Below are 25,694 nucleotides of genomic sequence, written 5' to 3' on the forward strand. Positions count from 1 at the left end.
CACCCGTGAGTACGGTACCCACGGGCCGCCGTCATGTACCCGGTAGGAGGTGGCGACCGACGGTCTCGCCGGGCGCGCTCCTGAGCTGGCAGGTCAGCGGGGCGATCCGGTGGGCGCGGTGGCTGCTCGTGCTGCCGCACGCCGACCCGGGGGAGACCACCGTGTCCGCCGAGGACGACCAGAACGTACGCCACCGGGTCTTCTGCGACCGGCGGGTGCCCGGCGGCGGCGGGCGCTGCCTGCTGCGCGCCGACCACGACGGCCCCTGCGCCCGCCGCCCGCGCCGCTGAAGGGGGAGGGTGAGTGGTGCCCGGCCCGCTGCGGTGCAACGATCATGACCGTCCCCGAACCTGGCGAGGAGAGCGCGATGGTCAGTGACGCCGAACTGGACGACTGCCGGCGGGTCGCCGAGGACGCGGCGCGCCTCGGCGGTCGGGAGCTGCTGCGGCGCTTCGGCGACCACGGCCGGGTCGACTACAAGACAGCGTCCACCGACCCGGTGAGCGAGGCGGACCGGGCCAGCGAGGCGCGCGTCGTCGAGCTGTTGCGTGCCCGCCGGCCCGCCGACGGGATCCTGGCCGAGGAGGGCAGCGGCCAGGCGGGCAGCTCCGGGCTGCGCTGGGTGCTGGACCCGTTGGACGGCACCGTGAACTACGTGTCCGGGATGCCGTTCTGGTGCGTCAGCGTGGCCTGCGAGGAGGAGACGGCCGACGGCTGGCGGCCGGTCGTGGGGGTGGTCCTCGACCCGGTGCACGACGAGCTGTTCCACGCCGTCCGGGGCCGGGGCGCGTACCTGGGCGACACCCCGCTGGCCCGGCCCGCCGGTACCGCGCTCGACGAGGTCATCCTCGCCAGCGGCTACGCGTACGACGTCGCCCACCGCAGGGTGCAGGCGGCCGTCGTGGCCGACCTCGCCGGCGACGTACGCGGGGTGCGGATGCTCGGCTCCACCGCGCTGGCCCTGTGCTGGGTGGCGGCGGGGCGCTGCGACGCGTACGTCGAGGATCGCACCTTCCGCTGGGACTGGGCGGCCGGCCTGGTGATCGCCACCGAGGCCGGCGCGGCCGTGGAGGTGCGCGGCAGCCGGGTGCTCGCCGCGCCGCCGGAGCTGATCGACGAGTTCCGGCCCCGGGTCGCCGCGCTGGGCTGACCACGAACAGGTGCGACGAGCCGCCCGGCGGGGGGTTGCGCCGGGCGGCTCGCCACGTCGGGGGAAGGCTCAGATGAAGAGGGTGTTCGGGCCCAGGCCGCAGACGACCCGGCCGTACAGCTCGGTGTTGGTGTCGGCGTTGATGAGCCCGTGCAGGCTCATCGCGTTGACGTCCCGGGCGATCCGCTGGATCGGCACGTCGCGGTAGATGGACGAGCCGCCGCTGGCGGAGGCGAAGATGTCCACCGCCTCCTTGGCCAGCCGGGTGGCCCAGCCGTGGTCGGCGCGGACCCGGGCCCGCTCCTCCAGCGTCCACTCCGCGCCGCTGGCCGCCTTGCTGTCGACCAGGTCGGCGGCGTGGTACGCGTGGAACTCGGCCTGGTCGATCTTCATGAGCGCGGTGCCGATCTTCAGGTGCGTGACCGGCGCCTCGCTCTGGTTCTCGTAGTCGGTGTAGGTGATCTTCCGGCCGGGGAGCCGGTCGAGGAACTCGTCCCGCGCGGCCTTGGCCACGCCGACCGCCGCGCCCACGCCGGACGCCGCCGCGTTCAGCGCTGCCGGGGTACGCCAGACGGGGGAGTCGGCGTTGCCCTGGGACAGGCCCTGCGGGATCATCGCCGCGCTCATCGGAATGATGTGACTGTTCGGGACGAACAGGTCCCGGGCCACGGTGGTGACGCTGCCGGTGGCGGTCAGGCCGGTGGTGTACCAGTCGTCGACGATCTCCAGGCTGCCGATCGGCACCAGCGCCATGATCGGCTCCGGCTCGGCGTCCGGGCGCAGCACGACCGCGGCGATCTCCTGCCACTGCGCGTGGTGTGCCCCGCTGATGAAGTGCCAGCTTCCGTTGACGACGACGCCCCCGTCGGTGGGGACGGCCGTGCCGCCGACGCTGTTGGTGCCGCAGACCCGGGCGTTGGGCGTGCCGAACACCTCGTCCTGGGCCGCGTCGGGGAACAGGCCGGCGAGCCAGGTGGGGATCCACAGCACGGAGGTGACCCAGGCGGTGCTGGCGTCGCCCCGGCCCAGCTCGGTGGCGACCGCCACGAGCGTGCGGGTGTCCACCTCGTACCCGCCGTAGCGGCGGGGGGTGCGGAGCTTGAACAGCCCCGCCTCCTCGATCGCCGCTACCGTCTCGTCGTGGAGGCGACGGTTCTCCTCCTGCCACGCCGCGTGTTTGCGGATCAGCGGCACGAGATCCGCGGCGCGCTGGACCAGCTCCTCGCGGGTGGGTGCTTCGGTGGTCGTGGGCACGTGTCCTCCTCAACGGGCGACCGGATCGACCGGAGTCATATCGGTCAAGCGCCATTGACGTTGTCACATCCCGACTACCGCGACCTCTTCTGGATTGCTCGGTGTCCGTGCAGCTCAGGGCGAGGAATTGGGCACGAGTGGAGAAGTCGGTGCCGCCGGGGCCGTGTCATGGTCGCAGGTGTCGCCCGGTCTTCGTGTGGGCCGGCGGCGACCGTTGAGGGAGGAACGATGAGTTTTCCGCAGGTCGTCTCGCGTGAGGAATGGACCACCGCCCGGGAGAGGCTGCTGGAGGAGGAGAAGGCGCTGACCCGCGCCCGCGACCAGCTCAGCGCCGCGCGCCGGGCCATGCCCGTGGTGCCGGTGGAGAAGGAGTACGTGTTCGCCTCGCCCACGGGTGAGGTGACGCTGCTCGACCTGTTCCAGGGGCGTCGCCAGCTGCTCGTCCGGCACTTCATGTTCGCCCCGGATGCGAAGGAGGGCTGCGTCGGCTGCTCGATGCAGGCCGACAACGTCGGGGACCTGTCGCACATGCACGCCCGGGACACCTCGTTCGTGATGATCGCCCGGGCCCCGTTGGAGAAGATCGAGCAGTTCAAGGCCCGGATGGGCTGGGCGCACATCCCGTGGGTGTCGTCGTACGGCAGTGACTTCAACTACGACTTCAATGTCACCATGGAGAAGGGCGAGCTGCCGGCGGTCAGCTCCTTCATCCGCGACGGCGAGAAGATCTTCCACGCCAGCTCGGTGTTCGACCGGGGCGGCGAGGTGTTCATCAACACCTACAACTACCTCGACGTCACCCCGCTGGGCCGGCAGGAGGAGGGGCTGGCGCACCCGTGGGACTGGTGGCGGCACCACGACCGCTACGACGCCGAGCAGGCCCCCAACCCGGGCGAGAACTGGTGGACCGGGTTGAACAAGTTCGAGGTGCGGCAGGTACGCCACGAGAGCCCGGCCGCGCAGCCGACGGAGGCCGGAACGCAGTGACGGCGGCACGGTGGGGTGCGGCGGCATCCCACCGTCCGCGGCGGCCGGTTCCCGGTCCGGCGGCTTCGGCCGTCGCCGGGGAGCCGGCCGCCGTCGTGCGTGGGGGCAGGACGGCCAGGGCCCGGTCGCCGCGACCGCGCGTCGCCCGGGCCGTGCGTCGCCCGGATCGGGAGCCGTTCGGGCCGTGCGCCGGGTGGCGCGGGGGATCAGGGGACGGCGACACTGTGCCGCTGGGCCGGCACCGGGGCCGCGGCGCGCCGGGGAATGCCGCCGAGCATCCGCAGCGCCGCCGCCGACGGCGAGCCGGCCTCGACGGTGAAGGTCACCAGCATCAGGTCCGGGGTCTCCTCCAGCCGCAGCGTGTGCTGGTTGACCGTCAGCGCGCCGACCACCGGGTGGGTCATGTCGTAGGTCATCGTCTCGCAGGTGCTGACCGGGTGCTCGGCCCACATCCCGGCGAACTCCGGGCTGCGGGACAGCAGCTCCTCGACCAGCCCGACGACCCGGCGGTCGTCGCGGTAGCGGCCCACGGCCATCCGCAGGTACGCCACCACCGAACGGGCCTTGCCCGGCCAGTCGGCGTACAGCGCGCGCATCCGGGGATCGAGGAAGACCGACCGGCTCATGTTGGGCGCCTCGTCGAGGTGCCAGGCGAGCAGGGCGTGGCCCAGTGGGTTCCAGGTGTGCACGTCGGTCGAGGCGCTGAGCACCATCGCCGGCACGTCGGGCATCATCGCGAGCATCTGGCGCAGGGCCGGCGGCGCGGAGCTGGCCCGGACGGCCCGTTCGGGCGCCGTCCGGCCGGGGCGGGCCAGCGTGAACAGGTGCGCCCGCTCGTCGCCGCCGAGCTGCAACGCGCGGGCGACCGCGTCGAGCACCTCGTCGGACACGTTGTGCGCCTGGCCCTGCTCCAGCCGGGTGTAGTAGGAGACGCTCACCCCGGCGAGCTGGGCCAGCTCCTCGCGGCGCAGCCCGGAGACCCGTCGGCGCTCGCCGTAGCGGGCCAGGCCGGCGTCCTGCGGCCGGATGACGCCGCGTCGCGACCGGAGGAACTCGCCCAGCGGATTCATGCGACTCAGTATGACGGACCAGTATGACACTGTCAGTGGTACCCACCGTGGAAGTACCAACCGTTTCCGGCCGGGCGGGGAGGGGAGTCCGCCGCGCCCGGCCGGGGTCGATCAGCCGTCCGGACCGGTCAGGCCGTCTCGGCCAGGAAGCGCAGGATGTGGCCGTTGGTGATCTCCGGTTGCTCGGTGAGCGGGACGTGCCGGGAGTCGGGGACCAGCGCGCCGGCCGAGCCCTTCGGCAGCGCCTCGACGATCCGGGCGAGCTTCTCCTCGTTCATCGCGAAGGCGACGTCCTGGACGCCGAAGATGTTCAGCGTCGGCTGGCTCGGCAGGGCCCCCCACAGCGCGCCCTGCTCGGCCGCCCACTCGGGGCTGCCGAACGTCGTGGCGGGGAAGTTGGTGCGGTACATGCCGAGTGCGGCGTGCAGGTTCTCCGGGGTGCCGAGGGCGGCCCGGATGTCGGCCAGGTCCTGGGTGACGTCGTAGCCGTCCCGTGAGTACTTGTGCAGCATGAACTCCAGGAAGGCCAGGTCGTTGGCGGCGACCAGCTCGTCGGCGGCGGCCATCTGGAAGAACCAGAAGTGGGCCTGGATGTTGATGCCTCGGGGGTCGAGCAGGTACTCGCCGAAGAACTGGAACGGCGGCACGTCGCAGGCGACCAGCCGCGACCACCGCTGCGGCTCCTGCACCGCCGCGGCCCAGCAGCTGGCCGCCCCGAAGTCGTGCCCGATCAGCACGGCCCGCTCGTCCCCGCCCAGGACCTGGTGCAGGGCGTTGACGTCGGCCGCCATGTCCCGGAGGTGTTCGCGGCCGGGCGGCGGGACCGAGCTGGGGGCGAAGCCGCGCGTCCACGGGGCCACGGCCCGGTAGCCGGCGTCGGCCAGCGCCGGCATCAGGTGCCGGAACGAGTTGGGTGTGAACGGGAAGCCGTGCACCAGGAGGGCCAGCGGCCCCTCGCCCAGTTCACGGTATGCGATGTCGACACCGTTGACGGTGACCTGTGATTGACGCATGGGGTGCCTCCTCGGCGGGCATGGATTGATCCAAGACTGGCCGAGCCGACCATGCCCCGCTTCTTCGTGCGTGCTGCCCTACCACAACTTGATGCCCCACGTGGGGCATCGACCGGGATGTCCCTCGATTTGGTGAAAGACCGGGTGGTCGCGTCTGTCCCGGTCTCCCCGTCGTTGTATTGCGCGGACCTGGGAGGGGGACCGTGGAGTACGCACTGGTGATCTTTCACGACGAGGCCGGCGAACTGAGCCCGGCGGAGATCGACGAGCACCCCCGGCACCGGGCCTGGCTGGACGAGGTGCGCCGGCGGGGGGCGTTCGCGGGCGGGCAGCGGCTGGGCCCAGGCCGCGCCGGCCGGACCGTCCGCACCCGGGCCGGGGGCACGCTGGTCACCGACGGGCCGTTCATCGAGGCCCGGGAACAGGTGGGCGGGTTCGTCCTGCTGCGCTGCGCGGACCTCGACGAGGCCACCGAACTCGCCGCCCTGCACCCGTTCGCCGAGCTGGGCGCCATCGAGGTGAGGCCGGTCTGGACCCGGTGACGTTCACCGTCGACGCCGCCGTGGCCGGCGCGTTCCGCCGGGAGTACCGCCAGCTCGTCGGCAGCCTCGTCGACCTCACTCGGGACCGGAGCCTGGCGGAGGACTGCGTGCAGGACGCGTTCGCCGCCGCGCTGGAGCGCTGGCGGCGCGAGGGGGTGCCGCGCCGGCCCGGGGCCTGGCTGACCACCGTGGCGCGCAACCGGGCCGTCGACCGGCTGCGCCACGAGACCGTACGGGCCGCCCGGCTGCGCGAGGCGGCGGCCACCCTCCCGGCGTACGACGAGCAGCCGCCGGTGCCGCCGCTGATCCGGGACGCCCAGCTACGCCTGATCTTCACCTGCTGCCACCCCGCGCTGTCGCTGCCGTCGCAGGTGGCGCTGACCCTGCGTACCGTCGTGGGGCTGGGCCCGGCGGAGATCGCCCGCGCCCTGCTGGTCCCGCCGGGGACCCTGGCCCAGCGGCTGGTGCGGGCCCGGCGCGGCGTCCGCGACGCCGGGCTGCGCTGCGAGCTGCCGCCGGCCGCCGAGCTGCCCGGGCGGGCCACGGCGGTGCGCGCGGTGCTGTACCTGCTGTTCACCGAGGGGTACGCCGCCACGGCCGGCGCGGACCTGGTGCGGCGCGGGCTGTGCGCGGAGGCCGTCCGGCTGGCCCGGCTGCTGGCCCGGCTGCTGCCCGACGACCCGGAGACGCTCGGCCTGCTCGCGCTGCTGGTGCTGCACGAGGCCCGGCGCGACGCCCGGACCGACGCCCACGGCGACCTGGTGCCGCTGGAGCGGCAGGACCGCCGGCGGTGGGACCGGGGCCGGGTGGCCGAGGGGGTGGGCCTGCTGGACCGGGCGCTGCGTCGCGGCCGGCCCGGGGCCTACCAGATCCAGGCGGCGATCGCCGCCTGTCACGCCACCGCCCCGGACGCCGCGCGCACCGACTGGGCCCAGATCGCCGGGCTCTACGCCGAGTTGGCGCGGCTGACGCCGTCGCCGGTGGTGCAGCTCAACCGGGCGGTGGCGGTCGGGATGGCGCACGGCCCGCAGCGGGGCCTGGCGCTGTTGGAACAGGTGGAGCGCTCGGGCGAGCTGGCGGGCAACCACCTCGTCCCGGCCGTCCGCGCCGACCTGCTGCGCCGGCTGGACCGGCGCCCGGAGGCGGCCGGGGCGTACCGGCGGGCGCTCGACCTCGCCGGCAACGACGCCGAGCGTCGGTACCTGCGGGTACGGCTGGCGGAGGTGACCGGTCCATCCCGGGACCAAGCAAAATAAAGCACCAGAAAATGTATATTTCCCCAAGGGCTGCCCGTCGGTCTGACGAACCCGGTCCGGTGCCGCCGGCCCGGACCACGACGAGGGGATCAGACATGTTGCTGGAGAGCAGGACCGCGATCGTCTACGGCGCCGCGGGCGCGCTGGGCGGCGCGGTGTCGCGCGCCTTCGCCCGGGAGGGCGCCACCGTCTATCTGGCCGGGCGGCACCTCGACCGGGTCGAAATGCTCGCCAAGGAGATCACCGCCGAGGGCGGCCGGGCGTACGCCCACCAGGTCGACGCGCTCGACCAGGAGTCGGTCGACGAGCACGCGGCGCTGGTCGCCGAGCGGGCCGGCGGGATCGACGTCTCGTTCAACGCCGTCGGCCTGGACCACGTGCAGGGCGTCCCGTTGCGCGAGCTGGACCTGGACGACTTCCTGATGCCGATGAACACCTTCGTCCGTACCCAGTTCCTCACCGCCACGGCGGCGGCGCGGCGGATGGTCGAGCAGCGCTCCGGTTCCATCGTCGTCCTTTCCACGTCGGCGGCCCGGGCGCCGATGCCCTCGGGCGGGTTCGGCGTGGCCTGCGCCGGCATCGAGTCGCTCTCCCGGGAACTGGCCGGGGAGGTGGGCCCGTTCGGGGTGCGGGTGGTCTGCCTGCGGCCCGACGCCATCCCGGAGAGCGTGCAGCACGGCTCGTACGTCCGAGACACGTGGCGGCGCGCGGCCGAGGCGAACGGGGCGACGCTGGAGGACATGCTGGCCGCCAAGCCCGGCATGCCCGACCCGCTGCTGGGCCGGGCGGTGACCCTGGCCGACGTCGCCGGCACCGCGGTGTACCTCGCCTCGGACCTGTCCAGCGGGCTCACCGGGTCGATCACCACCGTCGGGTGTGGAGTCCTCGTCGACTGACCGAGCGCCGGCCGCCCGGGAGCGACGTAGCCCGGGCGGCCGGCGCCCGCCTCTCGGCACCATGTGAGAAATAGAGCAGGCTCGGGCTGGGCGGGGCGGGGTAGCGTTGGATGGGCCCACACGGCGGGTGCTCAGGGTGCCACTGCCAGTGGTACGCACGGCAGGGAGATGGGTACCCCGACCGCGGCTACCTAGTGTTCGTGGTCATGGCGGAGAACCAGAGCACGTCGGAGCAGCTCAGCTCCGCGCAGAAACTTGCCCTCTTCGTATTGCTCGGCGCGCAGTTCATGCTGTCGGTCGACTTTTCCATTCTCAATGTGGCCCTTCCGCGGATGGGCGAGGGCGTCGGGCTCAGCCTGGCCGACCTTCCCTGGGTCGCCAGCGCGTACGCGCTGCCCGCGGCCGGCTTCACGCTCCTGTTCGGCCGGATCGCCGACCTGTTCGGCCGGCGGCGGTTGTTCCTGACCGGCATCGCGCTGCTCACCGTGGCCTCGCTGCTCGGCGGCTTCGCGACCAACGCCACGATGCTGCTGAGCGCCCGGGTGTTGCAGGGCTTCGCCAACGCGATCGCCATCCCGGCCGCGATGGCGCTGCTGATCACGACCGTGTCCGACGAGCGGGCCCGCGCCCGGGTGCTCGGCCTCAACGGCGCGCTGCTCTCCGGCGGCTTCACCGTCGGCGCCCTGGTCGGCGGCAGCCTGGTCAGCGCCCTGGACTGGCCCTGGGCGTTCTGGATCAACGTGCCGGTGGCGGTGGCCATCATGGTGCTGACCCCGCTGGTGATCAAGGAGAGCGTCCGCCCCACCGGGGTCAAGCTGGACGTCCCCGGCGCCGTCACGGTCACCGCCGGCCTGCTCGCCCTGGTGTACGGCGTGAGCATGCAGAGCTGGATCGGTCTCGTCGTCGGTGCGGTGCTGATCGGCGCCTTCTGGTTCGTCGAGTTGAAGGCCAAGGCGCCCCTGGTGTCGCTGACCCTGCTCAACCGGCCGAACATCAAGTGGGGCAACTACGGCGGCATGGTCGCCTTCGTGATGGCCAGCGGCATCAACTTCGGCCTCACCCTCTACATGCAGGACGTGCTCAAGCTGGAGCCGTTCACCACCGGTCTGGTGTTCGGCGTTCCGGGCCTGGTGGCCGTCGTCGCCGGCGTCATCGCCGGCCGGATGATCGGGCGCTACGGCTACCGCAACGTGCTCGCCATCGGCCTGCTGGTGCAGGGGCTGACCACCGTCCCGCTGCTGCTGACCGGTACCTCGGCCACGCCGAGCCTCCTGCTGATCGTCCCGTCGCTGTTCCTGATGTACTTCGGGCACGTCACGGCCGTCGTCGCCTACACGGTGACCGCCACCTCGGGTCTGGACGACTCGCAGCAGGGCCTGGCGACCGGCCTGGCCACCCTGGCCCAGCAGATCGCCGTCACCATCGGTATCCCGATCTTCGGGGCGATCGTCGCCACCCGCACCGACGTGTTGGACGGTCTGCACCTCGCCATGCAGGTGCAGATCGTCGTGATCCTGCTGTCCGTGGCGCTGATCTGGGTCGGCCTGCGTGACCGGGGCGCCGCCGCCGGGCCGTCGGCCACCGAGCGGCGGGAGCCGGAGCTGACCGTCGAGGCGCAGCAGCCCGCGCCGGTGCCGGTGCCGCGCAACGTCAGCGAGAACCCGGTCTAGGGCCGGTACCAGGGTCTGCCGTAGCGGCTGATCCACTCTCCACTCTCGATCCTCGGCCGGGCGCCGGGGCCGGTGACCGGCGAGGTCTCCGGTGGATGGTTCATCGACGATGATGGCCACCCGCCGGGGGCCTCGCCGCTGTCGTGGCCCCGGGGGCCGGCCGCCGAGCCGGCCGCCGGGGCCGTGGCCAGATAAGCACGCTCAGAGAAGGGGGGCCTTCCGCCCCTTGCGAGAATTGGTGAGAGCGAATATGTCAACCCGACGGCGCGGGAATCGGACCGTGGCGGACGGTGCGCACCGTGACGGAGTGGGCGTGGTATCCGCCGCCGCAGCTCCGCTCGTACAGAAGGGGCACCCATGGACTACCCGGAGATAGTGCACCTGGTGAACACCGATCCGGTGGTGCAGACCCTGTTGGCGGCACCGATCCTGATGCGGCTCGGGTACGTGGGACTGGACGGCCATCCCCGCTCGATCCCGGTCGCCTACGTGTGGAACGGCAGGGCCTTCGTCTTCGCCAGCCCGACCACGGCGTACAAGGTCAGGGCGATCGCGGCGCATCCGCAGGTGTCCTTCACCGTCGACACCATGGCGGCTGAGCCGCGCGAGAAGGTCGCGGCGGTGCTCGGGGCGCCGGTCGCCGACTACACGCCGCTGATGATGCTGGTCCGCGGCACGGCCTCGATCGAGGTCGAGCAGGGGCTGCCCCAGGTGCACATCGACGCGTCCCGCCGGATGATCGGTGAGCACAACGTGCCGGAGTGGGAGCGCAGCAAGCGCGAGCACACGAGAGAGATGGCCCTGGTCACGATCGTGCCGACCCACGTGACCGTGTGCGACTTCATCACCCGGTTCCCGCCGCCGGTCGAGGTCAACGCCGCCACCCACGGGGCGCCCCCGGATCCGGTGCACTGAGCCGGCCGAATGGTCCACCCGCCTCCCCGGGGCCGCTGCGGGCTCCGTGCGCCGTACGTCCGCCTCCGCGGGCCGTCCGCCACCTGGCGGGCGGCCCGTTGGGCATCCGACGCGCGCCTGCGGCGGCTGCGGTGCGGGACCTGTCCCGCCCGGGGCCGGTGGCACGGCACCCGTGCCGGCCTTCCCAGGCGCCCGCGCCGGTCCCCGGACGACCGGACCGGGCGTGCCACGATGACCGGGTGGCGTACGACGAGGGCCTCGCGGCCCGGCTCCGGGAACTGCTCGCCGACGAGTGGGGGCTGACCGACCGGCGGATGTTCGGTGGCCTGGCCGTCCTCGTCGAGGGCAACATCGCGGTGGGGGTGTGGGGCGACGAGTTGATCGTCCGGGCGGACCCGGCGCAGGAGGAGTTGCTGGGCGTCGAGCCGGGGGTGCGCCCGTTCGACGTCACCGGCCGGCCGATGCGGGGCTGGTTCCTGGTCGCGCCCGACGCCTGCGCCGAGGACGAGGACCTGCGCCGGTGGGTCGACCGGGGCCTCGGGTACGCCCGGACCCTGCCGCCGAGGTAGCGCCCACCCGGCCCCCGCCGACTGCCGCCACCCGCCGGGAGCGGCGCTCTGCGCCTGCGCGGCCGGCGGGCCGGACAGTGCGACGGGCGCCCCGCGGGGTTCAGCACCGCGGGACGCCCGTCTCCGGTACGGCCGGTCAGGACTGCCTGAGCCAGTCGGCGAGCCGCTCACCGATCATGATCGAGGTGAGGTTGGTGTTGCAGTTGACGATCGACGGCATGACGGAGGCGTCGCAGACGTACAGGCCCTCGATGCCGTGCACCCGCAGCCGCTCGTCGACCACCGCGCCCTCGTCGCCGGTCGCGCCCATCCGGGCGGTGCCGACCGGGTGGTAGCCGCTGTCCAGGCTGAGCCGGACGTAGTGGCGCATCAGCTCGTCGTCCTCGGCCATCTCCTCGCCGAGCACGACGAACCGCTGGCCCTTGTCCTGGATGCCCGCCGTCTGCATGAACTGCCAGCACTGGCGCACGGCGGCGATGAGGGTCTGGATGTCGCGCTCGGTGTCGAGGAAGTTGAGCACGACGTCCGGCGGTGCGGTGGGGTCGGCCGAGGTGAGGGTGAGCCGCCCCCGGGACTCCGGCCGCTGGTGTACGACCATCACCCCGAAGATCGTCTTCGCGGCGGCCAGCATCTGCAGCTCGGGGAAGAGCGTCAGGTCGAAGTGGTTGATCATGTAGTACTGGAGGTCGTTGAACTCCGTGGACCCCGGTGCGGTGGTGCGCAGCAGCATCTGCAGGAAGGCGTCGTCGGTGTTGAACGTGCCCGGCTCGGGCACCATGAACGCGCCGGTGCGCGGGTGGTCGATCAGGTCGGCGCCCACCCCGGGGCGGTCCAGCAGCACGTCGATGCCCAGCCGCCGCAGGTCGCCGGCGGGCCCGATGCCCGAGCGCATGAGGATGGCCGGGGAGTTGACCGCGCCGGCGGCCAGCACGACGGTGCCGGCCTCGATCACCTCGGTGCCGCCGCCGGGCTTGGCCACCTCGACGCCGCGCGCCCGGTTGCCGGCGAACAGCACCCGGTTGACCTGGACCCCGGACCGGATCTCCAGGTTCTCCCGGCCGCGGGCCTCGCTCAGGTACCCCATGGCGGTGGAGAACCGGGTGCGGGCGTCGCGGCGGTTCGACGGCATCGGGCCGACGCCGCTGGCCTCCGGGTGGTTGTGGTCCTCGATGGCGGGGAAGCCGGCCTTGAGGCAGGCGTCCTGGAACACCTGCTGCACCGGGGTCAGCTCGTCGCCCGTGAACCGCCGGATCGGGATGGGGCCGCCCTTGCCATGGTACTCGTTGTCGAAGTCCAGGTCGTCCTCGAGCCGCTTGTAGAACGGCAGCACCTCGTCCCAGGCCCAGGCCGGGTTGCCCATCTCGGCCCACTCGTCGAAGTTCTCCGGATTGCCGCGCAGCGCGATGGTCGCGCCGACCGCGGAGGACCCGCCGGTGACCTTCCCGCGCGGGTAGATGATCCGCCGGCGGTCGGTGATCTCGGCCTTGAAGTGCCAGTCGTGGATGTCCATCGACATCGCGCTGCCGTTGAGCAGGTCGGGTGGCGTGTCGGCGACCGTGGCGAAGTCGGGGCCTGCCTCCAGCAGCAGGACCTTGCGGTGGGGATCCTCGCTCAGCCGGGCGGCCAGCGCTGCTCCGGCGGAGCCGGACCCGACCACGAGATAATCGATTCCGTGCATCATCGGCGTCCTTCGGTACGTGGAGGGTTGGCGATCCTGTCGGACTGACCCACAGGAGTGGATGCGCTTCCATTGCGGACGTGCTCGGGACCCGCCACGAGCATCACACCGGGCTCCGCCCGTCGCTTCTCCGCCGTTGCTCACCGGCCCCGGTCGCTGCCGTAGGGCGCGTTTCCACCAGGGATGGTCGCCCCGCCGCCCCGCCGCCCCGCCGCCCCGCCGCCCCGCCGCCCCGCCGCCCCGCCGCCCCGCCGCCCCGCCGCCCCGCTGGCCGCGCTATGCCACCGCGCCGCTTCGTGCCGGCGTCGACGCCTCAGGTGCGGGGGGAGCGCCGCCGCCGGGCCCGGGCGAGGGAGGCCGCCGTCGCCTCGTACCCGTCGCCCGCGCCGACCATCAGCGAGCGTAATTGCGCCTCGAAGCACACGTCGGCGTCGTACGGGTCGATCAGGTAGCCGCCGAGTTCGAGGCTGACCAGCCCGTGCAGGGCGATCCACATGTTCTGCGCGACCAGCAGCGGGTCACCGGTGCGGAACCGGCCCTGCTCGGTGGCCCGGGCCACGGCGTCGACCAACGGCTGGAGGGTGTACTTGCCGTGCTGCCGGTCGCCCTCGGCGAGGGCGAACCCGCCGAGCGCCGCGCTGCCGAACATCACCTGGTAGAGCTGCGGGTGGTCGAGCGAGTTGGCCCGGTAGGCGTACCCGAGGGCCATCACGTCGGCGACCGCGTCGGGAGTGGCCCGCACGATGGACATCCGCCGGTGCAGCCGCGCGAAGCCCTCGTGCACCATCGCCCGGACCAGGTTGTCCATGCCGCCGAAGTGCGTGTACACGGCGGTGGTCGAGGTGCCCACCGCGGCGGCGAGACGGCGCGTGGTGAGGCCGGCGGCACCCTCCTCGGCCAGCAGTCGGGCGGCGGCCTCCAGCAGGGTGGTCGCCAACTTCGGGTCGATCCGGCGCGGACTCACATTGACATGATCTCATGCCCGGCGTACGTTCGATGAAGTAACGCTGTTACGTAACTGCGATACGCCAAAAGATCGCGCCAGCTCGTGGAGGCCCCAATGAGCGTCGTCGCCCTCGCCCCCCAGACCCTGCCCCAGCACGACAACCGGCGCCCCGTCGCCGCCGAGGCGACCGAGCTCGACCTGGTGGTCACCGGACGGCTGCCCGCCGAGCTGGACGGCTGCTTCGTCCGGATCGGGCCGAACCCGATGGGCGGCGACCGGTCCGGTCACGCCCTGGTCGGCGACGGCATGGCGCACGGGGTGCGCCTGCGTGAGGGCCGTGCGCTGTGGTACCGCAACCGGTGGATCCGCACCGACCGCACCACCCGCGCCCTGGGCGAACTCGCCCTGCCCGGCCCGCGGCACGGGCTGTCCGACAACGCCAACGCCAACGTCATCCGGCACGGCGGGCGCACCCTGGCCCTCGGCGAGGCGGGGGTGCTGCCCGTCGAGCTGGACGACGAGCTGGACTCCGTGGCCCGGATCGACTTCGACGCCACCCTGCCGCACGGCTTCGCCGCGCACGCCGAGTGTGACCCGGTCACCGGCGAGCTGTTCGCCGTCGCCTACTACCACGAGCTGCCGTACGTCGAGCACCTCGTGCTGACCCCCGAGGGGCGGGTGCGCCGCAGCGAGCGGATCGAGGTGTCGGGCCCGCCGCTGATGCACTCGCTGGCGCTGACCGACCGGCACTCGGTGCTGTTCGACCTGCCGGTCACCTTCAACCCGGCACTGGCCCGGGCGGGCTCGCGCTTCCCGTACGCGTGGTCGCCGCAGCGGCCGGCCCGGCTCGGGCTGCTCCCACGCGAGGGGCGCGGGACCGACGTGCGCTGGTTCGACGTCGACCCCTGCTACGTCTTCCACCCCGTCAACGCCTACGAGGTCGACGACCGGTGCGTGGTCGACGTGGTGCGCTACGAACGGGTCTTCGACCGCGACCTGCACGCCCCGGGCGAGTCCGCCCCGACGCTGTGGCGGTGGACGCTGGACCTGACCCGCGGCACGGTCGGCGCCGAGCAGCTCGACGACATCCCGCAGGAGTTCCCCCGCATCGACGAGCGCCGCAAGACGATGCCCCACCGGTACGCCTACACCGTGGCCATGCAGTCCGGGGCCGGGGTGCTGGGCGGCTCGGCGCTGCTGCGTCACGACCTGGTGCGCCGTTCGGTCGCGGTGCACGACTTCGGGCCGTACCGCGAGGCGGGTGAGGCGGTGTTCGTCCCGCGCGGGCCGCTGTCCGCCGAGGACGACGGATGGCTGCTGACCTACGTCTACGACGGCCGGACCGACCGTAGCGACCTGGTCGTGCTCGACGCCGGCGACTTCGCCGGCCCGCCGGTCGCCGTCGTGCACCTGCCGGGCCGGGTGCCCAGTGGATTCCACGCCAACTGGCTCGTGTCCTGAGCCGCCACCCCGGGGGCACCGGGGTGGCAGATTACCGACAGCAACTGGGCAATCTGGAGGAACCATGGAACAGGACGGCCGGTTAGCTTCGCGGCAAGCCGCTCTCCCCGTCTCCCCGCAGGGCGCGGCGGACTCCCCCGCGTTTTCACGGAAGGTGCCGAAGATGACTCAACCCCTCGCCGCCGCTCCCTCGTCAGGGCTGCTCGCGCGGCTCAACGGGGCCCATCACAAGGCGGCCCTGAACGGCTTCCTCGTCGTCGTGCTGGCGCACTGGGCCGAGCACCTGGTCCAGGCGTACCAGATCTGGGTGCTCGGCATGGCGCGGCCGAAGGCGCGCGGCGTGCTGGGCCAGTTCTACCCCTGGCTGGTCTCCTCCGAGTGGCTGCACTACGGCTACGCCATCGTGATGCTGGTCTTCCTCTTCGCGCTGCGCCGCGGCTTCGTCGGCCGCGCTCGTACCTGGTGGATGGTGGCGCTGGCCATCCAGTTCTGGCACCACATCGAGCACTTCCTGCTGCTGTGGCAGGTGCAGAGCGGCACCATGTTCTTCGGCCAGAAGGTGCCGACCAGCATCCTTCAGCTGGTGCTGCCGCGGGTCGAGCTGCACCTGTTCTACAACTCGATCGTGTTCGTCCCGATGGTGGTCGCGATGTACCTGCACCTGCGGCCGAGCCGGCGCGAGCAGGAGCTGATGACGTGCAGTTGCGTCGGGCACCGCGTCTCCAGCCAGTCCGTCGTGCCCCATGCCGCGTGAGCTGAGCCTCCCGTCCGGCGGCCGTCGACGGGCGGCCGTCGCCGCCGTGGTCGCGGCGGTCGCCGGACTGCTCGCGCTCACCCCCGGCGCGGCCCGGGCCGACGGCGCCCTGGTCTCCGCGGACCCACCGGCCGGCGCGGTGCTCACCACCGCGCCGGCCGAGGTGACCCTGGACTTCGGCGCGGGCATCGACGAGGGGCAGTCGCACGCCGCGGTGCTCGACGCCGGGAGCAGGGCGGTCACCGACGCCGAGCCGACCCTGGCCGGCTCCACGCGGCTGCGGCTGCCGGTGCGCATCGGCGCCGCCGGCGACTACACGATCGCCTACCACGTCACCTTCACCGACGGCACGACCGCCACCGGGGCGCACCGGTTCAGCGTGGGCACGGGCGTCGCGCCGGCCCCGCTGGACGACGCCGCCCGCCGGGCCAGCACGGACGCGGTGGCCACGCACGGGCACGGCATCGACGGTTTCAGCGCCTTCCTGCTGGTCATCGACGGCGCGGTGCTGGCCGTGGCCCTCGCCCTGCTGTGGCTGCGTCCGCGCGGCGGGCGGCCCATGTCCCTGCGCGTCGACCCACAGACCTGACGGGCGGGCACGACGTGACAGCATCCCGGACGACGGAAAGCGGCGCCGACGAGATCCGTCGGCGCCGCTCGTGCTCGCAATCAGGGGATGGGGAAGAACGCGCGCACGAACTTCTCCCACCCTCGCTCACCGATGATTGCCCGCATCTTCGGCAGCACCCGTGGCGGCATGCCGAGCCGGTAACGGATGCGCGGGTTCGGGGTGGAGACCGCCGTCTCGAGGACCTTGGCGACGTTCTCCGCCCGGACCGCGATCTTGCCGCGCAGCGGCGGGTTGTCGCTGAGCCGGTACGCCTGGTGCCAGTCGACGAAGTGCTCCCAGAAGTCCCGGTACAGCGCGGGGTTCTCGTGCGAGTCCATGCCCAGGTCGGCGACGCTGTCCGGGACGAAGCCACCCAGGATGGGCGCCGGCTGGAGCAGCACCACCTTGATGCCGAAGGGGGCCACCTCAAGGCGCAGCGAGTCCCCGATGGCCTCCAGCGCGTGCTTGGTGGCCTGGTAGTAGCCCCGGCCCGGGGTGGCGAACATCCCGAAGATCGACGACATGATGATCACCCGGCCGCCGCCCTGCTCGCGCATGCCGGGCAGGACCATCTGGGTGAGCCGGCACAGTCCGAAGACGTTCGTCTCGAACTGGGCGCGGACCTGGTCCATCGGGGTCTCGCCGATGGTGCCGTTGAGGCTGTACGCCGCATTGTTGATCAGGGTGCCGACCGCGCCGTGCTCGTCGGTGATCCGTTTGACCGCCGCGGCCATCGACTCCTCGTCGTTGACGTCGAGATAGAGCACGGTGATGCCCTCGTCGGCGAGGTCGGCCAGGGCCTCCACGTTGCGTCCGGTGGCGTAGACCGGCCAGCCGGCCCGGTGCAGCCGCAGCGCGGTGGCCTTGCCGCTGCCCGAGGACATGCCGGTGCCCGACGAGGCGCCGGTCAGCAGGATGGCGCGTGACTGGGTCATGATGGGATCCCTTTCCGGCCGGGGTTCACTCGTCGGCCAGCCGCGCGATGCGGCTGCGGTCCACGGAGGAGCCCAGTCCGGTGGCGTCGACCAGCCGGTTGATGAACGCGAACAGGCAGGCGCAGAAGACCGCCTCCAGCATCTCCGCGTCGCTCCAGCCGGCCGCGGCGGCCTTCTCCCAGTCCGCGTCGGTGATCTTGTACGCGCCGGTGCTCACCTTCGTCACCAACTGCATGAGCGGCATGGTGCGCTCGTCGACCGGCAGCTCCTCGGCGGTGTTCGCGTTCGACACCGCCTCCAGCAGCTCGTCGCTGCCGCCGAACTGGCTCAGGAACCAACTGTGCGTCCCGACGCAGTACGGGCAGCCGTTGAGCTTGGACGTCCAGGCCGAGATCAGCTCCTTGAGGTGCCGGGGCAGGGTGTCCCCGCCGAAGATTCCGCCATATCCGGCGACCACCACCGCGAGCAGCCGCGGATTGGTGGAGGCGAGCCGGAACATGTCGGGCACGAATGGCAGCCCGGTGACCGCCTTGATTTCTTCGTAGAGTTCGGCGGTGCGACCCTCGGCCTGATCCTCGTCAATCAGCGGGACTCTGATTCCCGGCTGTTTCGTTGTCGTTTCCATGGGCCTTCTCCTCGTTGCTCGGGCGATGCCCGGCCAGTGGGGCGACATTGCGTTCCACGGCGAAGTGGGGCTGCTGTCGGTGCTGGCCGCAGCGATCTCCGACGGGGCTGCGGGGCGACACGGAAACGCCGACGACGGCGGTCGGGCAGCGATTCCGCTGGCCCATGATGGCATGTCGCCGCAGCTCCGGTGCTCTCCCAGATTGCCTACTGGGAAGGGTCCTGCGGTTGGGCCGGCGGCACGGTTCGACCGTACTGGGTACTGGAAGAAGGCACTTTTCGCCGATAACCTGTGGTCAATTCACAGAGATGGATGAGGTACGTGATGCCGGCAAGTGTGCTGCGACCGGTGCTGGGTGCGCTCGGGTTGACGCAGATCCGATACGTCGACGCGGTGCGTCGGGGGCGGGCGAGTGGCCTGGTGGCCGAGGTCTACAAGCAGGTGGAAAGGGACTTCGGCGTGCTCGCGCCGCCGGTGGCCCTGCACGCTCCGGCGCCCGAGGCGCTGGCCGCGGCGTGGATGCTGCTCCGGGAGACGCTGATCGTCCCCGGTGCCGCCCCACGGGCGGCCAAGGAGGCGGTGGCCACCGCGGTCTCGCTGGGCAACTCCTGCCCGTACTGCGCGACCATTCACAACAACGCGTTGGGCCTGCTCGGCGGGGCCGGCGCCGGCGGGTCCAGCCGACCCGACCCGGAGCGGGACGCCGGCGAGGCGGAGCTGGAGGGGATCGTCGCCTGGGCGATGCACGCCGACGGGCGGTCCCGGCCGGACCGGCCGCCGTTCCCCGCGGCCCAGACCCCGGAGCTGGCCGGGGTGGCGGTGCTGCTGCACTACCTCAACCGGGTGGTGAACGTGTTCCTGCGCGACGTGCCGCTACCGCCCGGGGTGCCGGAGGTCGCGCTGCCCATGGTGCTGCGGGTGCTGGGCTGGGCCATGATGAGCGCGTCGCGGCGCCCGCACGAGCCGGGCCGGTCCCTGGACCTGCTGCCGGCGGCGCCGCTGCCGGCGGACCTGTCCTGGGCGGCCGGCAACCCGGCGGTCGCGGAGGCCTTTGGTCGGGCCTGCGCCGCGATCGACGAGGCCGGCCGTCGCTCGGTGCCCGAGGCGGTCCGTGACCTGGTGCTGGTCAACCTGGTCGGCTGGCGTGGCGGTCCGCGGGGGATCAGCCGGGCCTGGGTGGAGGATCTCGTCGGGGGGCTGTCCGAGCGGCAGCGGCCCGTCGGTCGGCTGGCCCTGCTGGTCGCCTTCGCCTCCTACCAGGTGGATCCGGGGGTCGTGCGCGGCTGCCGGCTGGTCGGCGCGGACGACCGGACGCTGGTCGAGATCTCCTCCTGGGCGGCGATGGCGGCGGCCCGGTGGCTGGGTGGCCAGCTCCCGGTCTCGCACTGATCATGTCCGGACACGACGCGCATCGTCGAACAATTCGGATAATCGCTGCGACTGTCAGATTAAGTTGCGTCGCTGCGAGTGAGAACATCGAAAGCTACCGTACTTATTGATCTCCATGCATGGTATCGTCCTAACCCATCCGGACCACTTAGGACACTCACAGTAAGCGCGGTTCGAGAGGTTTCGGTCCGCACTTACGCTACCCGACCACACCGGTGAACTGGTCATTCTTCACAGTTTTCGCGGGGCGGTCGAACACCTGTTCCGCTACGGTGCGACGACGGTGTCGTGGCGATCTGGACAGGATCTCGTCGCCGGCCGTGGGGGCGACCCCGCAGCCGGCGACCCGGCGCGCAGGTACGTCGTGCCAGGTTGCGGCCGGAGTGTCTCCAACGTGTTCACCGAATGGAGTTGATTCGCCGTGCACAACGCCGTCGAAAGAGCCATCTCGATCATGTGGGATCGTTACCACGAACCACTGTCGCTCGATACCATGGCCGATTCCGCCTTTCTCAGCCGCTTTTACTTCTCCCGGCTGTTCCGGTCGAAGACGGGCACTTCGCCTGGCCGCTTCCTGACCGCGATCCGGCTCTACAAGGCCAAGAACCTGCTGCTCGAGACGGACATGAGCGTCACCGACATCGCCTACGCGGTCGGCTACAACAGTCTGGGCACCTTCATCAGCCGGTTCACCCGCAGCGTGGGCATCTCGCCGGCCCGCTACCGCTGGCTGGCCGAGCACGGCATCCCGCAGCTGGCCCGCACCCGGACCCCCGGCCCGCGCCGCCGGGCCAGCATCTCCGGACGCCTCGCCCTGCCCCCGGTCGACGTGCCGGTGAAGGTGTACGTCGGCGTCTTCGACAGCCCGATCGTGCAGGGCCTGCCGGCCTCCTGCGACATCCTGGAGGCCTCCGGCGAGTACGTGTTGCGCGATGTGCCGGAGGGGGAGTGGTACCTGCGGGCCGCAGCGATCGCGCTCGACGACATCGCGGCCCGGCCGTCCATGCGCCGGCCCCTGGCGGTCGGCTCGCACGACGCGCTCACCGTCACCGCCGGTGTCGACCTCACGGTGGATCTCGATCTGCACCACACCGGGGTGTTCGACCTGCCCATCCTGATCGCGCTGCCCGAACTGGACAGCAACGCCCCCGGCAGCCGGACCCGGCACGGCTTCGCCCGCACCGACCGGCGCACCGGCCGGCCGTCGCGGATGCTGCACGGGGCCAAGTCGTGACGGCAGCCCTCGGGCGGTCGCGACCCCGGACCCCGGGCCGGGGCCCGGCGCCGCAACGCGGTCACGGGCCCGGTGGCACCGCCGCCATCGGGGGATGAGGACGCGGGCCGCGCGGGACCCGGCAACGCGTCCAGGAAGACCTCCCCGGGGGAGGGGAGCAGGCCGGTGGGACGGGGGCACCGGCCGGCCGGGCCGCCGACCGGTGCGCACGGCGGAACCGGCGTTCAGCGTGCGGGTTCGGCGACGGCCGACTCCGGCACCCGGAAGGGACCCCAGGTGAACGCCGGCAGCCAGCGCCCCGGATCCGCGCTCCACCGCAGCGACCGGATCTGCGCCGTGGTGCGGCGACCGGCCAGCGACAGATAGACCTCGTGCCACGGGCCGGACATCGTGGCCACCGGCACGCCCGTTCCCGCCACGTGCCGCCCGTGCTCGGTCTCGACCGTCAGCGGCGGCAGGCCGTGGCCGTCGAGCGAGGCGGAGAGCCCCGTCAGCAGGACACCCGAGGCCACCGGCAGCGCCGAGTGGTCGACCGGCGGCGGCACGCCCAGCGCCTGACGCAGGTCCAGCTCGTGGGTGAACGCGTCCATCACCAGGATGTTCCGGTCCATCGAGCCCGGTCCGGCGAGGAACTCCTCCACCGGCCCGCTCAGCCGCTCCCACTCGTCGAGCAGCTCCGGCAGTCCGCCGTCGGGCACCGGGCCGGGGGTGGACCCGGTGACCCGGCCGTGCACCCGCGCGCAGATCTCCACCAGGTGCGCGACGAGGTCCCGGACAGTCCATCCCGGACAGTGGGCCACCGGCTCCGCGCCGACCCCGGGCGGCCCCTGGGCCAGCAGGGCCGCCGTGGCCTCGCGGACCTGGCGGTAGGCCGCGACGGCGCGGACCTCGGACGGGCGGGCGGGGTGCGGTTCTGCGACGGTCATGGTCGTGCCTCCTCCCGCGGCGCTGCCGCGGCTCGGACGGATCCCGCCGCGGGCGCGGCGGGCTCGACAGGTACGGCGGCCCGGCCGGCCTGCGCCGCCGTGAGCCGCCCCGTACGGTGCAGCCAGCGCACGGTGTCGGCGATCGTCTCGACGACCGGCCGGGGCTCGGGCCCCGCCGACCGGGCCGCCTCCTCCGGGCGGGCGTCGCAGGCGCAGACGTAGCAGGCGCCGTACTCGGCCGGGATGTGCCACGGCCACACCCGCTGCACCACGTCGGTGGCGTAGGCGAAGGGCAGCATCGCCCGGGCCGGCAGGAACAGCGTGGGCAGCCGGCGGCCGGTCACCTCGCGCACGGCCCGGACGTAGTCGCGGGTGCGCAGGTAACGGCCCGGGCCGAGGTGCCGGTCGCCGGGCTCGGCCGGGCCGGTGGCCAGCTTCGCGAGCAGCGTGGCCGTGTCCCGGACGTCGCCGACCGGGAAGCCGCCGGTGGGCCACATCGGCATCAGGCCGCGCAGCACGTTGCGCAGCCGCGCGTTCTGGTCGCCGAGCTTCGGGTCGTCCGGGCCCAGCAGAGCCGGCGGGTAGCTGATCACCACCGGGTCGCCGTGCGCCTGGTGCCGCCGGGCGACCCGCTCCGCGGCAGCCTTGCTCGCCAGGTACGTCTCCCGGGCCGTGCTCGGCGGCGACTGCGGGCCCACCGTTCCGGCCGGGGACGGCAGCAACGCGCCGAACGTCGACACGTGCACCGACCGCCCCACCCCGAGCCGGCGGGCCGCCGCCAGCACCACCTCCGTGCCGCGCACGTTGGTGCGCCGGGTGGCCTCGTGCCACCGGCTGTCGAAGGAGTAGACCGAGGCGGCGTGCACCAGCGCGTCGACCCCGCGGACGGCCCGGGCCACCGCCGTCTCGTCGGTGACGTCGCCGTCCGCGACCTGCACCGCGTCGCTCGGCACGGACAGCGGCGACAGGGCCGGGTCGACCCGGTCGGGGTCGCGGGCCAGTACCCGCACCCTGTGTCCGGCCGCGGCGAGTGCCGCGACCGTGTGCGCGCCGACGAAGCCCGTACCGCCCGTCACGAGTACCAACATCGCGAGCTCCTCTCCGCCCGCGACCGGCGCGGGACGCGCGGCGCGCCGCGGCTGCCAGGCATGGCGGGCGGCTCGATCGTGCCCCCGCCTTCAGGCGGCGAACTACTCCCAGCGTGCCGTCGTCCCGGCCGTTGCGCCGCAGGTCAGAGGGCAATCGGGAAGTGGTGTCGGACGCCGGACGGCCGGGAGGATTGGGCAGTTGGATCGTCAATCCTGGATGAATGGGAGCAGCAGGTGGCCGGCACCATCAGGGCGCTCAGGCGCCGCGTCCTCACCCCCGACGTCTCGGAGACCCTCGTCTCCACCCGGGGGTTCCACGACAAGGGGCCGGAGGCCCGCACCATCCTGGAGACGGTCGGGTCGTCGTTCCTGGCCGGGCTCTCCTCGGCAGCCGGCGCCCGCCGGGTGACCGACGTCGACACCGAGCTCGCCGAGCTGCCCACTCGGTTCCAGGGGTTCGCCTACGAGGGCGTGGCCATGGGCTTCGCGCTGGTCGACGCGCTGACCCCGGGCACCCCCCGGCGCAGCGCCGAGTTCCTCGCCGGCACCGGCGACCGGCACGTCTACATGGCGTACGTCGGGATCGGCTGGGCGCTCGCCCGACTACCGAAGTTCCTGTGGCGCCGGGCCCTGGCCGCCGCCACCGACCCCTTGCTGCGCTGGCTCGTACACGACGGCTACGGCTTCCACCAGGCGTACTTCCACACCGACGCGTACGTGCACGGCCGGCGCGCGGTGACCGACTTCCCGTGGCCGGCCGAGGGCCCCGTCTCGTACGCCGCCCGCGCCATCGACCAGGGCATCGGCCGGGCCACCTGGTTCGTCGCCGGGTGCGACCCGACGGTCGCCGCCGACCTCATCGACCGGTTCGCGCCGGCGCGGCACCAGGACCTCTACAGCGGCGCCGGCCTCGCGGCCACGTACGCGGGCGGCTGCACCGAGGACGAGCTGCGGCTGTTCGTGACCCGGGCGGGCGAGCACGCCCCGTTCGTCGCCCAGGCCTCCGCGTTCGCGGCGCAGGCCCGGATCCGGGCCGGGCTGCTGGTGCCGCACACGGAGTTGGCGGCCCGGGTGTTCTGCCGGACCTCCGCCGCCGAGGCGGGCCGGATCACCGACGAGCTGATCCCCGCCGGACCGGCGGCAGACGGCCTGCCCGCGTACGAGGTGTGGCGGCGCGCCGTGGCCGAGCGGTTCCGGGTCGGCGCGAGGGTGCAGCCGTGACCGCCGTCGCCGACCGGGGCCGGCTGCGCCCGCCGGGGCCGTCGCCCTGGACGGCGCCGATGCTGCTCGGGCGGATGGCCCGCAACCGGCTCGACGTCATGCGGGCGGTCTCCGCCCGGCACGGCGACGCGGTCCGGCTGCCCCTGGGACCGAAGACGCTCTACTTCTTCAACCACCCCGACCACGCCAAGCACGTGCTGGCCGAGAACCCCGGCAACTACCACAAGGGCATCGGGCTGGTGCACGCCCGCCGTACCCTCGGCGACGGCCTGCTGACCAGCGAGGGCGAGCTGTGGACCAAGCAGCGCAAGGTGATCCAGCCGGTGTTCCAGGCGCGCCGCATCGCCCGGCAGGCCGACGCGGTCGCCGAGGAGGCGGTGCGGATGGCCGACCGGCTCCAGCGCATGGTCGGCGGCGGCCCGGTCGACATCCGGCACGAGATGACCGAGTTGACCCTCGGCGTGCTGGGCCGGACGCTGCTCGACGCCGACCTCGGCGAGTTCGGCGGGATCGGCGAGGCGTTCGAGGCGGTACAGGACCAGGCGATCTTCGAGATGATGTCGCTGAGCACCGTGCCGACCTGGGTGCCGTTGCCCCGGCAGCTACGCTTCCGCCGGGCCCGCGCCGAGCTACAGGAGATCGTCGACCGGCTGGTGGCGCACCGGCGGGCGCAGCCCGGCGGCACCGAGGGCCGCGACGACGTGGTGTCCCGCCTGATCGAGTCGACCAGCCGGGAGACCGACCCGCAGGTGGCCCGGCAGCGGATGCGCGACGAGCTGGTCACCCTGCTGCTGGCCGGGCACGAGACCACCGCCAGCACCCTCACCTGGGCCTTCTACCTGCTCGACCAGCACCACGAGGTGTGGGAACGGATGCACGCCGAGGCCGTCGAGGTGCTCGGCGACCGGAACCCGGTGTACGAGGACCTGCACCGGCTGCGGTACACCGCGATGGTGGTCGACGAGGTGATGCGGCTGTACCCGCCCGTGTGGCTGCTGCCGCGCGTCGCCCAGGGCGACGACACCGTCGGCGGGTGGCACGTGCCCGCCGGCGCCGACCTGGTGCTGTGCCCGTACACCCTGCACCGGCACCCGGAGTTCTGGCCCGATCCGGACCGCTTCGACCCGCTGCGGTTCGACCCGGACCGGCGTACCGACCGACCGCGGTACGCCTTCATCCCGTTCGGCGCCGGCCCGCGCTTCTGTGTCGGCAACAACCTCGGGCTGATGGAGGCGGTGTTCGTCCTCGCCTGCGTGGCCCGCCAGCTACGCCTGTCGCTGAGCCCCGGGTACCCGGTGGTGCCGGAGCCGATGCTGACCCTGCGGGTGCGGGGCGGCCTGCCGATGCACGTCCACGAGGCCTGACCCGTCCGATCCGTCGATCCAGGCGCAACCGGTGCTTTCCGCCGGTTGCGCCTCGTCGTGTCCGGCCGGGGGCCGGCCTGTCCGGCCCGGGCCGCCGCCGGCGGTGCGTCGCCACGGCCGGTCCGCGGCCCCCGGGGTCGT

The 25,694-nt window shown here is 72.8% G+C and carries 25 protein-coding genes; 16 read left to right on the plus strand and 9 right to left on the minus strand.

Annotated elements, in window-relative coordinates; genetic code table 11:
- The first annotated feature begins 80 nt into the window (after positions 1-80).
- Positions 81-290, plus strand: a complete 210-nt coding sequence (locus tag C5N14_RS28725; RefSeq protein ID WP_117672717.1) for a hypothetical protein — start codon at positions 81-83, stop codon at positions 288-290.
- A gap of 77 nt (positions 291-367) precedes the next feature.
- A complete protein-coding gene (locus tag C5N14_RS28730) occupies positions 368-1,150 on the plus strand; it encodes an inositol monophosphatase family protein (RefSeq protein ID WP_165878265.1) in 783 nt (260 codons plus the stop codon).
- 69 nt (positions 1,151-1,219) lie between these two features.
- On the opposite strand, the gene C5N14_RS28735 is transcribed toward C5N14_RS28730, so the two are convergent.
- Entirely contained in the window at positions 1,220-2,404 is a 1,185-nt protein-coding gene (locus tag C5N14_RS28735; RefSeq protein ID WP_117672622.1) for an acyl-CoA dehydrogenase family protein, read from the minus strand.
- Between the two features lie 228 nt (positions 2,405-2,632).
- Between C5N14_RS28735 and C5N14_RS28740 the strand changes: the two genes are divergently transcribed.
- Positions 2,633-3,391: a DUF899 domain-containing protein gene (locus tag C5N14_RS28740; RefSeq protein WP_117672624.1), complete on the plus strand. Its 759-nt coding sequence runs from the start codon at positions 2,633-2,635 to the stop codon at positions 3,389-3,391.
- 206 nt (positions 3,392-3,597) lie between these two features.
- Here the strand turns inward: C5N14_RS28740 and C5N14_RS28745 are convergent, their stop codons facing one another.
- Positions 3,598-4,461 (minus strand): helix-turn-helix transcriptional regulator, encoded by an 864-nt coding sequence (locus C5N14_RS28745; protein ID WP_305792083.1) that lies wholly within the window; start codon positions 4,459-4,461, stop codon positions 3,598-3,600.
- A gap of 128 nt (positions 4,462-4,589) precedes the next feature.
- Complete coding sequence (locus C5N14_RS28750; RefSeq protein ID WP_117672626.1) at positions 4,590-5,474, minus strand: alpha/beta fold hydrolase; 885 nt, start codon at positions 5,472-5,474, stop codon at positions 4,590-4,592.
- Positions 5,475-5,677: 203 nt separating this feature from the next.
- Here C5N14_RS28750 and C5N14_RS28755 point away from each other — a divergent pair, with 203 nt between their 5' ends.
- The 6 genes from C5N14_RS28755 (at position 5,678) to C5N14_RS28780 (ending at position 11,322) form a co-directional block, all read left to right on the plus strand.
- The gene (locus C5N14_RS28755) at positions 5,678-6,016 is read left to right on the plus strand and encodes a YciI family protein (RefSeq protein WP_117672628.1); all 339 of its coding nucleotides are present in this window, start codon (positions 5,678-5,680) and stop codon (positions 6,014-6,016) included.
- Positions 6,013-7,272 (plus strand): RNA polymerase sigma factor, encoded by a 1,260-nt coding sequence (locus C5N14_RS28760; protein ID WP_117672630.1) that lies wholly within the window; start codon positions 6,013-6,015, stop codon positions 7,270-7,272. The genes C5N14_RS28755 and C5N14_RS28760 overlap by 4 nt, the downstream gene beginning before the upstream one ends.
- Before the next feature lie 95 nt (positions 7,273-7,367).
- Complete coding sequence (locus tag C5N14_RS28765; RefSeq protein WP_117672632.1) at positions 7,368-8,168, plus strand: SDR family NAD(P)-dependent oxidoreductase; 801 nt, start codon at positions 7,368-7,370, stop codon at positions 8,166-8,168.
- 206 nt (positions 8,169-8,374) lie between these two features.
- The gene (locus C5N14_RS28770) at positions 8,375-9,838 is read left to right on the plus strand and encodes an MFS transporter (protein WP_243640156.1); all 1,464 of its coding nucleotides are present in this window, start codon (positions 8,375-8,377) and stop codon (positions 9,836-9,838) included.
- A gap of 357 nt (positions 9,839-10,195) precedes the next feature.
- Complete coding sequence (locus C5N14_RS28775) at positions 10,196-10,753, plus strand: pyridoxamine 5'-phosphate oxidase family protein (protein WP_117672636.1); 558 nt, start codon at positions 10,196-10,198, stop codon at positions 10,751-10,753.
- Between the two features lie 239 nt (positions 10,754-10,992).
- Complete coding sequence (locus C5N14_RS28780; RefSeq protein ID WP_117672638.1) at positions 10,993-11,322, plus strand: TfoX/Sxy family protein; 330 nt, start codon at positions 10,993-10,995, stop codon at positions 11,320-11,322.
- A 136-nt stretch (positions 11,323-11,458) separates the two neighbouring features.
- On the opposite strand, the gene C5N14_RS28785 is transcribed toward C5N14_RS28780, so the two are convergent.
- The gene (locus tag C5N14_RS28785; protein WP_165878266.1) at positions 11,459-13,000 is read right to left on the minus strand and encodes a GMC family oxidoreductase; all 1,542 of its coding nucleotides are present in this window, start codon (positions 12,998-13,000) and stop codon (positions 11,459-11,461) included.
- A gap of 313 nt (positions 13,001-13,313) precedes the next feature.
- Positions 13,314-13,964, minus strand: a complete 651-nt coding sequence (locus C5N14_RS28790) for a TetR-like C-terminal domain-containing protein (protein ID WP_117672642.1) — start codon at positions 13,962-13,964, stop codon at positions 13,314-13,316.
- Positions 13,965-14,060: 96 nt separating this feature from the next.
- Here C5N14_RS28790 and C5N14_RS28795 point away from each other — a divergent pair, with 96 nt between their 5' ends.
- The 3 genes from C5N14_RS28795 to C5N14_RS28805 all read left to right on the plus strand — a co-directional run bounded on the left by C5N14_RS28795 (position 14,061) and on the right by C5N14_RS28805 (position 16,750).
- The gene (locus tag C5N14_RS28795) at positions 14,061-15,407 is read left to right on the plus strand and encodes a carotenoid oxygenase family protein (protein ID WP_117672644.1); all 1,347 of its coding nucleotides are present in this window, start codon (positions 14,061-14,063) and stop codon (positions 15,405-15,407) included.
- A 163-nt stretch (positions 15,408-15,570) separates the two neighbouring features.
- A complete protein-coding gene (locus tag C5N14_RS28800; protein ID WP_117672646.1) occupies positions 15,571-16,161 on the plus strand; it encodes a hypothetical protein in 591 nt (196 codons plus the stop codon).
- Positions 16,151-16,750 (plus strand): copper resistance CopC family protein, encoded by a 600-nt coding sequence (locus C5N14_RS28805; protein ID WP_117672648.1) that lies wholly within the window; start codon positions 16,151-16,153, stop codon positions 16,748-16,750. The genes C5N14_RS28800 and C5N14_RS28805 overlap by 11 nt, the downstream gene beginning before the upstream one ends.
- Positions 16,751-16,830: 80 nt before the next feature.
- Here the strand turns inward: C5N14_RS28805 and C5N14_RS28810 are convergent, their stop codons facing one another.
- Together C5N14_RS28810 and C5N14_RS28815 are read right to left on the minus strand one after the other, a co-directional pair.
- Positions 16,831-17,706 carry an SDR family NAD(P)-dependent oxidoreductase gene (locus C5N14_RS28810; RefSeq protein WP_117672651.1) on the minus strand — a complete coding sequence of 292 codons (876 nt, stop codon included), beginning with the start codon at positions 17,704-17,706 and terminating at the stop codon, positions 16,831-16,833.
- Positions 17,707-17,731: 25 nt separating this feature from the next.
- Positions 17,732-18,331: a carboxymuconolactone decarboxylase family protein gene (locus C5N14_RS28815; RefSeq protein WP_165878267.1), complete on the minus strand. Its 600-nt coding sequence runs from the start codon at positions 18,329-18,331 to the stop codon at positions 17,732-17,734.
- Between the two features lie 324 nt (positions 18,332-18,655).
- Here C5N14_RS28815 and C5N14_RS28820 point away from each other — a divergent pair, with 324 nt between their 5' ends.
- Positions 18,656-19,720, plus strand: coding sequence for a carboxymuconolactone decarboxylase family protein (locus tag C5N14_RS28820; protein WP_117672656.1), 1,065 nt, complete (start codon positions 18,656-18,658; stop codon positions 19,718-19,720).
- A gap of 454 nt (positions 19,721-20,174) precedes the next feature.
- A complete protein-coding gene (locus tag C5N14_RS28825) occupies positions 20,175-20,954 on the plus strand; it encodes a helix-turn-helix transcriptional regulator (RefSeq protein WP_256371565.1) in 780 nt (259 codons plus the stop codon).
- Between the two features lie 224 nt (positions 20,955-21,178).
- Here the strand turns inward: C5N14_RS28825 and C5N14_RS28830 are convergent, their stop codons facing one another.
- Positions 21,179-21,880 (minus strand): maleylpyruvate isomerase family mycothiol-dependent enzyme, encoded by a 702-nt coding sequence (locus tag C5N14_RS28830; RefSeq protein WP_117672660.1) that lies wholly within the window; start codon positions 21,878-21,880, stop codon positions 21,179-21,181.
- The gene (locus C5N14_RS28835; protein ID WP_117672662.1) at positions 21,877-22,968 is read right to left on the minus strand and encodes an SDR family NAD(P)-dependent oxidoreductase; all 1,092 of its coding nucleotides are present in this window, start codon (positions 22,966-22,968) and stop codon (positions 21,877-21,879) included. The genes C5N14_RS28830 and C5N14_RS28835 overlap by 4 nt, the downstream gene beginning before the upstream one ends.
- A 234-nt stretch (positions 22,969-23,202) precedes the next feature.
- Here C5N14_RS28835 and C5N14_RS28840 point away from each other — a divergent pair, with 234 nt between their 5' ends.
- Positions 23,203-24,189, plus strand: a complete 987-nt coding sequence (locus C5N14_RS28840) for a DUF1702 family protein (protein ID WP_117672664.1) — start codon at positions 23,203-23,205, stop codon at positions 24,187-24,189.
- On the plus strand, positions 24,186-25,553 hold the full coding sequence (locus C5N14_RS28845) for a cytochrome P450 (protein WP_117672666.1): 1,368 nt from the start codon (positions 24,186-24,188) through the stop codon (positions 25,551-25,553). Before C5N14_RS28840 ends, C5N14_RS28845 begins: the two co-directional genes overlap by 4 nt.
- The last annotated feature ends 141 nt before the right edge of the window (positions 25,554-25,694 follow it).

Source organism: Micromonospora sp. MW-13 (genome assembly GCF_003434305.1).
In the GTDB taxonomy this organism is placed as follows: domain Bacteria; phylum Actinomycetota; class Actinomycetes; order Mycobacteriales; family Micromonosporaceae; genus Micromonospora.